The following is an 11,446-nucleotide window of genomic DNA, read 5'->3' as shown; positions in this document are numbered from 1 at the left end:
TGCACGTCGGCCGCGCTCAGGCTGGCACTGGCCACCCCGTCGCCGCCCACCCCGCCCAGGCTGACCAGGCTCTCGTCGACGGAGACAGTCCCCAGCCCTTCCGTATTGGAAGTCAGGGTGACGCTGGGAACATCATCCAGAATGACGACATCCAGACTGCCATTGGCTGTGTCACCATCCGGATCGACCAGCACAACATTGAAACTCTCCACCAGTGATGCATCGTTAGCTGGTTGAGTGTGTGTCTCGCTGTCGTTCAGCGTATAGCTGTAACTCACGCTCCCCGTTCCAGTTGCAGGGTTGTAATTGATGCCGGTAACAGTCAACTGATTGCCCAACGGGCTGGCGATGGTTTGCGGGAACGAAGTGATGGTTTGTCCATTGGTGATCAGTGCAACACCACCCAGGGTCAAGCTCTGGACACCATCGGCCGCACTGAAGGTAAAAATACCGCTCTGGGTCAAGGCTGCTGCATTGGGATTACTGCCATCTGCCAAAGAGGCTTCATTGAGCGTCAGCTCTCCTCCTTCCACCTGCAAACCAGCCAGTTCGACCGGTTCATCAACCGGCGTGATAGTGATGGTCAAAGTGGATTGGACGGTATCTACACCATCGGTGACGGTGTAGCTGACGGCGGGAACGGGACCATCATAATTGGGAGCCGGCGTGAACTGATAGCTACCATCCGCATTGATCAGCAGAGTACCGATCCCTGCCAGGCTGACAGGTGTACCCAAGGTGGCATTGGCAACCCCACCCCAGCTAAATCCAGACACGGAAGCCGCCTGCGGCCCATCATTGTCGATGGTGTTGGCAAGCAAATTGCCCGATACGGCTACATCTTCCGTCACCACCACACTCTCTCCCTCATCGGTGAGATCATTGATGGGGGTGATCGTCAACTCCAAGGTGGATTGCACCGTGTCGGTGCCATCAGTCACGGTATATATGACTGGTGGAACGGCGCCATCGTAGTTGGGGGCCGGTGTGAATGTGAAGCTGCCATCCGTATTGACGATGAGCGTGCCTACCCCATCGATGGTCACGCTGGTACCGGCAGCTATATTGGCATTGTCCCCCCAGGTGAAGATCAGTACTGATGCAGCCTGCGGCCCATCGGTATTCACCGTGTTATCCAGCAGATTACCACTCAGAGATCCGTCTTCACCAACGGTCAGTTGCTCTCCCTGATCCGTCAGCTCATTGACCAGCAAGGGCTCCGCTATCTGCTGGGTATCCACCACCGGCTCAGCTTGGTAGGTAGTGTCAAACCCGGCGGCGGCGATAGTGGCATCGCCAATCCTGTCGATGGTTACAAAACCACCGTTACCGCTGGCTCCAGCAACCCCACCGATCCCACCGCCACCACCTGCAGCCGGAGCACCACCCGCAGCTGACGCTTCAAAGTTTTGCGTCGGGTCAACCCCTTGCAAAATCGACTTTTGCAAGGCGGCTATATCAGGAGAGGCCGCATTTCCGGCATCCGGAGCCGGTGGCTGGCCGGTAGCAGGCGCATCATGGGCAGGAGCATCCGGTGTGGCAGCCGCCGGTGAATCATCGTAGGGCGCCAATAACAATTTGGCATCATCTGCAATGTTGAGCTTTGCCCCGGGTTGCAGGATCTCTCCTTTTTGCAGAGGGCGGCTGCTTCCATCAGCCAGCACGATTTGCACATTGCCTTCAACTGCAGAAACCACAACGGTTTTGTCGATGATTTGGGTACGCATGTCCATTGCTCCAACGTGACGGATCTCGATGTCTACACCATAGATGTCCGTGCTTCTTGCATCCGTTGCAAAAATGTATGGGATTCGTGTCAAAACTGGGGAGGGAAAATGTACGAAATCGAATGTTCTTTTTTATATCGTCAAATCAATCAGTTGCGCGACACCAAATGAAGCCATCCAGTCTAATTAAACTGAGAATAAGCATGCTTATTAATTTTTCGAATAAAAAAGGGGCCCTTGTGGGCCCCTGAAATACTTGGTCATGCTCACGGCAACGGAAATGCCGGGTGTACAAAGCCCTGGTAACCATCGATATGAAGCTTTGAAAGCAACTCAACCTGGTGTTGATCTTCCACTCTGGTCGCAATGGTTGTAACGCCGGCATTGTGGGCAGCACGACATACCGCAGCCAGGAAGGAAGTATCAGCCCCAGGCTCCATAACCTGGCTGGTATAGCCGTGGTCAACCTTGACATAGGAAGGCGCAAGCTCCTCCAGATACCCCAGTGACTGGAAGTGGCGTCCATAGTGATCCACCCCCCACTGAAAGTCATGCTCTTGCAGAACATTAACCAGAGCGGTCACATGCTCCTTGTGCTTCATGATGGCGGCTTCAGGGATCTCGAACAGCAAGCGCTCTTTCAATCCGGCATTGTCGCTCAGATAACCGGTCAGCCAAGTACGGAATTCATCTGAGCACAGCGAGCCGGCCGTAATATTGACCGCCAGGACCAAGTCTGGTTGCTGTTGCAACAATGAAACTGACGCATCCAGTATCGCCTGGTCAAACTCACCGCCCAGCTTGAACTGCTCGATGGCAGGCAGGAACTGGCCTGCGAAATAATCGGTACCATCGCGAGAGATGGAGGCAAACAGCTCTGCATGCATGCGCAGACCATTATCAAATCGGCAGGCTGGCTGCGCCTTGAAACGCCACAAATGCCGTGCAATCGCATCCTGAACCAGATCACGCCAGGCCAGGCGTCCCATCAACCCCTGATCTGTGCCCCCTTCCATCACCACGGCACCACGACGTTCATTGCGGGCCCTGCCCAGCGCATTGTCAGCCTTGGTCAGCAGAGCCGACAAATCATCGTTGCCATCACGGCCAGCAATACCAATGACGGACAAGGCGCCCCCCTCACCCATGGGATTTACCACCAGATCGGCGATGCGACTGTTGATCACTTCAGCCAAATCCTTCAATTGGGAAAGGTCATCTGTCGGGCACAACAGGGCATATTCCGTTGCCGAGATCCGCGCCACAGCAGAGCCATCCCACCCTTTCAATTGTTCTTTCAAAGCCTGGGCTATCGATTTGACCATGTTGTCACGCGCAGCAAATCCCTCTTCGCGGTACAGCTCGTCCAGCATGTCGACGGCAACCAGCATGACCCCCCCTTGACCAGCCTCTGCAATCCAGGCGTTGACCTGACCCACGAAATAAGCCCGGTTGCCCAAGCCGGAGACGGCGTCGACGTAGACCCGCTCCCGCAGTTTTTCAGCCTCGTCGGCCTGCTCTTTGAATTGCACGGCCAACTTGCTGGAGAGGGTGTTGATGGCCTGAACCACCTGTTTCAATTCATGGGTCTTGGGTTCGGGAATGGCATGACCAAAGTGATGCAGCTCTATCTCGACGGCCTGCTCACAAATCTGCTTGAGCGGCTTGAGCAGGTAGTTGAGTGCCCGCATGAGCAAGATGGTGGTGATCAGAAAACCTATCAGGAACCAGCTGGCAAGCTCACTCATTCCGCGCCACAACTCGTAATAGGCCTGGCCGGGATGACCAACGACCTTCAATTTACCCAGTTGCAGCCAGCCCGACGTCAGGATCGACTCATTGGATACCTCGGGAAACAACCCAAGATTGATGAACCATTGGGGAACACCTTGAATGTTATTGGTATTTTCCTGCTCGATGACATCTTTGGAAGCCAGCAAGTCCAGACGGACCAGACGATAATATCCCCCGTCAAATATCGCCTGAATGACGGACTCCGCCCCCACCTTGTCACCATTTTCCAAATAAGGGGTCAGTGCCAGCCCCAGAGACGTGGCTGTATTGATGACGGTGGTTTCCTGCTGTTGGGCCAGATAGGTACGAGTCGAGTTGAATTGCACCCAATAGGTAGCTGCAAACAACAACCCGAACAGGATCAACATGGTTGCCAATAATTGTCTGTAGAGCGTCATAGGTTAATCATCCAAATTCAACACAGGCTGAGCCAATCGCCCCGACGTCATGCGATTGCGTAAATCATTCCATAATCCCAGGCGTGAGGACTGTCCAGCCAGTTCCCCTTGACCACGCGCCTTCATCAACCACAAGTGACTACCGTTAAAGCTGTATATCGGCACCAGATCCCTACGTTGACTGGCAGGCCGGATCGACCCTATCAAATTATCCAAAATGACGGGCACCGCAGACGGTGTTTCATAGTAAGCGACGACCATATGAAACTGGTTGTAATCCAATGCCTTGACATAGACCATCCGCATCTTCTCATCCGGAACACCCAGCTCCAGCAGGGTAAAGTATTTTGAAATGCTGAAGTCTTCACAATCGCCACCAGCCGCTCCCAAAAACTCCAGCGGGGTTGCCCAGTAGTCTTTTTTTCGCCACAACTTGATGTCGTCGATAAACCGCATCTGGTTGAAAAACTGGTTAACCTTCTCCAGTTTCTGACGGTCGGTCAGGCCGGCAGCCCGATTTTGCATTACCAGCGTGCGCCAGGTGGTGACCCGTTTGCCGGCTCTGACGCCGTAGGTCTCCTGAGCCCGTTGTACCAGTTTGAGATCTTCAGGGGTAAGAGGCTGGCTGGCGGAGAGCAGTAGCGGCAGAGATATCAGCAGCAGCCAAAGTGACCAGCGTAACCAGCGAGCGCGCAGCAACTGGGTCAAACCGGAGGTTGACGCCATGCCGATACTGCTTGCTCTATCCCATCCGGTCACATGCATCTTCGACAGATCCAATGGTACTCACTGCATTGGCCAGAGATGGCCGTCAGAGACAAGGGATGGCGGCAGCCCGGCTGCAACCATCCCTTTCACTCGCATCAAACCTGATGCGCACTCCATTACTGTTTGGCTTGCCAATCGGCCGGCTGCTTCACATTGAATGCGTTGAGCAGGCTGCCAGTGGCATTGAGGATCCGATAATCCGCCAGCAGGGAGTCATACTCGGCTGTAATGTAGCTGCGGCGCGCTTCAAACAGTTCGTTTTCGGTGTTCAATACGTCCAACAAGGTACGTTGGCCGAGACCAAACTGCTTCTTGTACGCCTGCACAGTGTCATAGCTTGCATCCACGTGTTCTTTCAGGAAGGTCTTCTGTTTAGCCAAAGACTCTTTTGCGTTCCAGGCCAGGCGGGTTCCTTCCTCTACCTGACGGAAGGCATTCATGTGAATATCCTTGGCCTGGGAATAGAGTGCGGAAGTGGCCTTGCTCTTGGCCAGATCGGAACCACCGCGGAACAAGTTGTAGCGCATCCGAACCATGGCGGTCAGGTCATCGTTGCGCCCCTTGACGGCATCGATATCCTCATTCCAGTTTTGATCCACTTCAAAGGTGACGTTGGGATAAAAACCGGATTTGGAACCCTCATGCTGGTACTTGGCGGCTTCGATATCCTGCAGGGAGGAGAGCAGCGTCGGGTGAACTTCGGTTGCCGTCTTCAGTGCAGCATCCAGGCTGCTAGGAATGAGCTGAGCATCCGGAACCGGCTGTACCAAATCTTTTGGCATCTCGTTGACCACCCGGATGAACTCACTTTCGGCATCGCGATAGTTGTTCTCGGCGGCAGCCTGGTTGGCATAGGCTCTGGCTACCCGGCCATCGATCTGGGTCTGGTCAGCGGTCGAACCCAACCCCGAATCGGTCCGCTTGCTGATGTCGCTGCGGATCTGTTCGTGGGTTTCCAGGTTCTGCTTGGACAGCTCCAGGATCTCCTGCTGGCGCAACATGTTGAGGTAGACCTCGGCCACCCGCAGTGCCGTGTTCTCCGCCTCGGAGATCATGGCCAGGCGCTGGGCATTGGCTTCGGCATCGGTACGTGCCACGTTGCTGCTGACGTTGAAGCCGTCGAACAACATCTGGCGCAGGCTGATGCCGGCCTCTTTACGGGTCATGGAGTCATCGATGGTGGTCGAGTTTGCGCCGGCCGCACGGGTGGTCGGGCTGTCAGTCTTCTCGTAGCCGACACCGCCACGCAGATCGATGGTGGGGTAGTAACCACCTTTGGCCCCGTCATGCTGATACAGTCGCGCCTGATAGAGATCAAAAGCTTCCTTGATTTTGGGATGGGTAGCCAGTGACTGTGCCACTGACTGCTCCAGTGTTTGTGCCTGGCTTAGGCCCGGGAACAGCACGGCGCCACTTACTAACATGGCAACAATCGTCTTCTTCATGGTATCTCCAGTCATGTTGTTTTTAGATTGTTGGCTTATCGTTCTCTCAGTGCCGACTGCTTTGCCCGTAATATCGGCTTAAGCAAATAGTCTAGGACACTTTTTTTACCAGTAATAATATCTGTACTGGCTAACATACCGGGGATGATGGGAAGTGCGTTAAGCTCATCGCCCAAGTAACTCTTCTCTGTGCGTACCCGAACCAGGTAGAAGGAATTGCCATCTTCATCCTGAATTGAGTCGGCACTTATCTGCTCAACCTTGCCATGCAATCCACCATAAATGGTGAAGTCATAGGCAGTGATCTTGACCACGGCTTCCAGCCCCGGTCGCAGGAATGCGATATCTTTCGGCGACACTTTGGCTTCGACCAGCAGGGTGTCTTCCAGCGGTACTATCTCCATCAGATCCATGCCGGGCTGGACGACGCCACCCAGGGTATTGATCTTGAGCTTCTTGATAGTGCCTTTGAGCGGGGCGATGACGCTGGTGCGATCCACCCGGTCACGCAATCCCACCTGCCCCTCGGACAACTGGCTCAGTTTGCCCTGCCGCTCGTTGAGTTCGGTTTGCGAATCGGCCCGAAACTTCAGCGCAATATCGTTGCGCTTGGAGATGGTTTCCCGCAATACGGAGTCAAGCTTGGGGATCAGCAGCCTATTGCTCTCAAGCTCCCCCTGCATCTCGTTGACCTGGCGTTCCAGCTTGATCAACTCAACCTGGGGCACGATCCCCTCTTTGGCCAAGGGACGGCTGATATTGAGCTCCTGGCGCGCCAGATCCACACTGCGTGCCACCGTCCTTATCTTGGCATTGAGCTCTATGGTCTCCTGCTCTTTCTGCTCGATCTGCTGACCCAGAATATAGAGCTGGTTGCTCAGGTTGTTGAGGCGCTCATTCTGCACCGACTTTTCCCGTGTCGCATATTCGGCAAACACGTTCTCATAACCGTCCGGAAAAACGATAGGCTGCTTTTCAACCACCACCTGTTCACGCCAACCCAGATTGGGGCCAGTCTTGACCACCACGCTCTGGATCTCCGCCCGCAATCTGGCGATGTCCCCCTTGAGGGTCACCAGCTCCTGCTCCCGCTCCCGAAAGTCGGAACGGAAACGGGTATCATCGATGCGCAGCAGTGGCTGCCCTTTCTCGACGATGTCCCCTTCCTTCACGAAGATCTCCTTGACGATCCCCCCCTCCAGGTTCTGGATCACCTGCAGCTGACGTGACGGGATCACCTTGCCCTGGCCGACGGTCACCTCATCAAGCTCGGCCCAGGCCGCCCAGATGATGGCACTCATGAAAAACAGGAAGCAGGCCCACAGCAGGGCACGTGCCCGCGTCGGGGTACTCAGCAGGACGGCAGCCGCCCCGTCATCCACAAACTCAAGGTGTTCCGGGGCCGGCAGCACAGTATCGGAAGGCGCCTTCTTGAACAGGCCAAACTTAGCCATTGGAGGCCTCCTGTACGCGCACCTTGCCCTCTTTCAGCTGTTGCAACACCATTTCCTTGGGACCATCGGCCACCACCTGACCCTGCTCGATCACGATGACCCGTGAGGCTACGTCAAGCATGGTGGTTTTGTGGGTGATGACGATCAGGGTCGTTTCCGGCCCAAGTCTGGCCAGCTCATGCTTGACCTGCATCTCCGACTGGTTATCCATGTTGGAGGTCGGTTCGTCCATCACCAGTATGGGGGGATCATTGAGCAAGGCCCGGGCCAACAAGATGGCCTGACGCTGGCCACCGGAGAGCTGACGCCCCCCTTCCCCTATCTGTCTATCCAGCCCATTGGGATCCCGGTTGGTGAAGTTGGTCACACCGGCCCGCTTGGCAGCCCGCATGACTCACACATCATCCACCAGCGGATTGCCCAGCATGATGTTGTCGCGTACCGAGCCAAAAAACAGGGTCACATCCTGTGGCACACAGCCTATATTGCGGCGGATCACCGAGGCCGGCAGCTGATCGAGTTCAAAACCATCGAGCCGTACCGAGCCGTCGGTGGGCCGATAGAGGCCCATCAAAATCTTCTCGAGAGTCGTCTTGCCCGCCCCGATCCGGCCAATGATGGCCACCTTCTCACCCGGCTCGATGCGCAGGTTGATATTGTGCAGGGTGCTGGTTTCCATCCCGGGATACTTGAACGACACCTTGTCAAACTCGATCCGACCGGAGATCACTGGATGGTGGATGTACTGCTTGCCCTCCTCCTGCTCGCCCGGCGTGATCATGATCTTCTCCAAGATTTCCAATGCGGACTTGGCCTGGTTGTAGCGGGTCGAGAGAACCGACAGCTGTACCATGGGCGCGATGGCGCGGCTCGACAGCATGACGGCGGCAATCATGCCCCCCATGGTGACCAGTCCTTCCGAGATCTGGTAAACCCCGACAATCACCAGTGCCACCGTCACCACCTGCTGGATGTAGCTGGCCAGCGACGACATGGAGTTGGTGATGCGGCGGGTCTGTACGCCCCAGGTCGAAATGTGGGATACGGCCTGTTCCCAGCGGTGCTGGAACATGCTCTCGGCACCAAAGATCTTCACGGTTTCGAGGCCCGAGATGCTCTCGATAAGGTTGGCGTTCTTCTGGGAAGCCAGCCGTGAGCCCTCTTCGATGGACTGCTTGAGCGGCGCCTGGATATAGAAGCTGTAAATGATGAGGATCACCATGGCCACGATGGGCACTACCACCATGACGCCGGCAAAGATCCAGATGATGAACAGGAAGAAGATGGCAAAGGGCAGATCGATGAGGGTAGATACCGTCGCGGAAGTGAAAAACTCCCGCACCGATTCAAACTCCTGCAGATGCTTGGCAAAGGCGCCGGTCGACGCAGGACGCGACTCCATCCGCATCCCCATCACCTTGGCAAAGATCTTGGCAGACAGCAGCACATCGGACTTTTTGCCGGCGATGTCGATGAAGTAACTGCGCAGTTGGCGCATCACGAAGTCGAAGGTGAACACCACCATGGCGCCGACCGCCAGCACCCAGAGCGAATCAAACGCCAGGTTGGGCACTATCTTGTCGTAGACGTTCATGGTGAACAGAGGGCTTGCGACGGCAAACAGGTTGATGAGGATGGAGGCGACCAGCACATCCCGATAGATGCCGCGGGATTCGAGCAGGGTGCTCCAGAACCAGTGACCATCGCGGGTCTCCAGCACCTTGGGTGAACGCTCATCGAACTTGAACTGCTTTTTGACAAAAAACAGTCGCCCCAGATACTCATCACCCAGTTGAGATGCACTCAGCCACTGGGCCGCATCCCCCGCCTGAGGAAAGATCACCTTGCCCTGGGTTCTGTCTTCGTTCCACTCCAATAGAATGCAGGCGCCGCCGTTGCGCATCTGCAGCACGCAGGGCAGCAACAGGGGGGAGATCTCGTCGAGAGACTGGATGACTTCCCGGGCGGACAAGCCACCCCGCTCGGCGGCACGGCCGAACAGATTGGGCGTCAGCAGACCGGACACCAGTGGCAGGCCGGTGGTGAGAGCATCCTTGCTGTTGGGTACCCCATAAAAGCGGGTCAGAAAGACCAGGCACTCCAACAACTCGTCAATACGGTTAGTTTCTGCTTGCATAGCATCCTGTCACTGCATGATTGGGCCGGCTGTCTCGCCATACCGATATTCAAACCTCACGGGCGTTGTTGGCGCAGACATGCCCGTGACATAAAGAACAGCGCTCCCTCGAAAAAGGAGCTACAGCCTGATACACACTAAAAGCACAGGTACCTGACACTGGATGTCATCGACAGACCTGAACGGCATTATGCCCAAAGCGGGGACGGCAGGTCAGGCTGTTGATCGCGACACAGGGTGGCGCCATGCCCGATATATCCCGTCCAAATTGGAAATAATACAAGCTTATTGATAATGATATCTTTTTCAAGCCAAGTACTATATCAAGACAATTTTACCGAAACTATACCGCAAAGACTGAATTTCATCTAATAACCCACTGTTTTTTTAATGAAATCTGACGACCTAATCAATATTGCCCACAAGGGAAAACGGGCGTTCCAACGCCTGCCCCTGAGGACCGGTGCGGGCCAGCGCACTAGCAATATCAGCCATCGCTGTCCAGCGGTTCTCGCACCAGGCAGGGGCCAACAGGGTTGGCCGGCGCGCTGAAGCCGAGATGCGGTGATAGACCACTTCGGGTGGGGTGTGCTGGATCATGGCGACTGCCGCCTCGACATACTGCTCCAGACTCAAGACATCGAGCCTCCCCGCCTGCCAGGCCTTACCGAGGGTGCTGCCCTCCACCACATGCAGAGGGTGAAGCTTGATCCCCTCCACGCCGGTATCCACGATACGGTGCAGGGTATCCAGGCTGTCCATCGGCACCTCGCCGGGCAAACCCACGATGAGGTGGGCACACACCTTGATACCCCGCTGATGGGCCCGGGTCACCGCATCCACATAGGCGGCATAGCCGTGGCCCCGGTTGATGCGCTGCAGCGTCTTGTCGTTGGCGCTCTGCAGCCCCAGTTCCAGCCACACCTCGTAACCCCGGGCCTGGTAACCGGCCAGCAGGTCCAGCACCGCATCCGGCACGCAATCTGGGCGCGTCCCCACACACAAGCCCACCATGTCGCTCACCGACAACGCCTCTTCATACATGCGCTGCAGGTACTCCACTTCGGCATAGGTGCTGGTATAGGCCTGAAAATAGGCGAGATAGCGCTTGGCGCGGGTCACTTCGTCCCGACGGGCCAGCAGTTGCTGCACCACGGAGAGCTGCTGGGCCGATTCGTCGGCAAAGGAGGAAACATTGCAGAAGGTGCAGCCACCACGCCCCAGAGTGCCATCACGATTGGGGCAGGTGAAGGCGCCGTGAATGGAGAGCTTGTGGATCTTCTGGCCATGGCGCTGCTTGAGATCCTGACCGAATGTATTGACGAGTTCGTGTAACTGCATGACACCTCCAGTAAAGGAGCGTCATTGTACGAGCTTGCCCGTACGGGGCGCTGCGCTGGATCAAGGGATACGAGAGTCAGAAAACATATAAATATTCACCAATAACAGGATAAATATCAGTTAACCGGACATTCTCGACGCTTTCGAAACCCATCCCCCTTCTGACCAACCTTCAGCATGGCTGCATAATTGTTAGCTAACATTCTGTTGAATAATGAAAATTTTTCTTTAGACGGGGATTTGGCAAATGCAAGTCATTCACATCAGTAATGTGATCTCAACCAGCCACTCCGACAGTGAATTGGTAAATTTACTACAAACATCCATACCCACCGAGTCAACCAACAAAACCCGACACATCAGGATTTAATCTCGCAAAAAT

General features: G+C 55.5%; 6 protein-coding genes and 1 pseudogene. All 7 read right to left on the bottom strand.

Features of this window, described 5'->3' with window-relative positions; genetic code table 11:
* Positions 1-1,727: retention module-containing protein (locus PG897_RS18745; RefSeq protein WP_270829248.1), on the bottom strand; the 1,727-nt coding region annotated here is incomplete at its 3' end.
* A 266-nt stretch (positions 1,728-1,993) separates the two neighbouring features.
* A complete protein-coding gene (locus tag PG897_RS18740) occupies positions 1,994-3,919 on the bottom strand; it encodes a bifunctional diguanylate cyclase/phosphodiesterase (RefSeq protein ID WP_201882313.1) in 1,926 nt (641 codons plus the stop codon).
* A gap of 3 nt (positions 3,920-3,922) precedes the next feature.
* Positions 3,923-4,645 carry a transglutaminase-like cysteine peptidase gene (locus PG897_RS18735; protein WP_017766671.1) on the bottom strand — a complete coding sequence of 241 codons (723 nt, stop codon included), beginning with the start codon at positions 4,643-4,645 and terminating at the stop codon, positions 3,923-3,925.
* Positions 4,646-4,803: 158 nt separating this feature from the next.
* Entirely contained in the window at positions 4,804-6,132 is a 1,329-nt protein-coding gene (locus PG897_RS18730; protein WP_270829247.1) for a TolC family outer membrane protein, read from the bottom strand.
* Positions 6,133-6,167: 35 nt separating this feature from the next.
* On the bottom strand, positions 6,168-7,586 hold the full coding sequence (locus PG897_RS18725) for an HlyD family type I secretion periplasmic adaptor subunit (protein WP_005302548.1): 1,419 nt from the start codon (positions 7,584-7,586) through the stop codon (positions 6,168-6,170).
* A pseudogene (locus PG897_RS18720) lies at positions 7,579-9,723 on the bottom strand (type I secretion system permease/ATPase). The gene PG897_RS18725 and the pseudogene PG897_RS18720 overlap by 8 nt, the downstream one beginning before the upstream one ends.
* A gap of 405 nt (positions 9,724-10,128) precedes the next feature.
* Entirely contained in the window at positions 10,129-11,064 is a 936-nt protein-coding gene (locus PG897_RS18715) for a TIGR01212 family radical SAM protein (protein WP_043171943.1), read from the bottom strand.
* Between the last annotated feature and the right edge of the window lie 382 nt (positions 11,065-11,446).

Origin of the sequence: Aeromonas sp. QDB20, from assembly GCF_027707805.1 — a bacterium.
In the GTDB taxonomy this organism is placed as follows: Bacteria; Pseudomonadota; Gammaproteobacteria; order Enterobacterales; family Aeromonadaceae; genus Aeromonas; species Aeromonas dhakensis.
This window is presented reverse-complemented; position numbering and strand designations above follow the sequence as displayed.

What these genes read in the sequence shown, in the direction of transcription:
- PG897_RS18740 (WP_201882313.1), bottom strand. Translation starts at nt 3,919, where the DNA reads ATGACGCTCTACAGACAATTATTGGCAACCATGTTGATCCTGTTCGGG.
- PG897_RS18735 (WP_017766671.1), bottom strand. Translation starts at nt 4,645, where the DNA reads ATGGCGTCAACCTCCGGTTTGACCCAGTTGCTGCGCGCTCGCTGGTTA.
- PG897_RS18730 (WP_270829247.1), bottom strand. Translation starts at nt 6,132, where the DNA reads ATGAAGAAGACGATTGTTGCCATGTTAGTAAGTGGCGCCGTGCTGTTC.
- PG897_RS18725 (WP_005302548.1), bottom strand. Translation starts at nt 7,586, where the DNA reads ATGGCTAAGTTTGGCCTGTTCAAGAAGGCGCCTTCCGATACTGTGCTG.
- PG897_RS18715 (WP_043171943.1), bottom strand. Translation starts at nt 11,064, where the DNA reads ATGCAGTTACACGAACTCGTCAATACATTCGGTCAGGATCTCAAGCAG.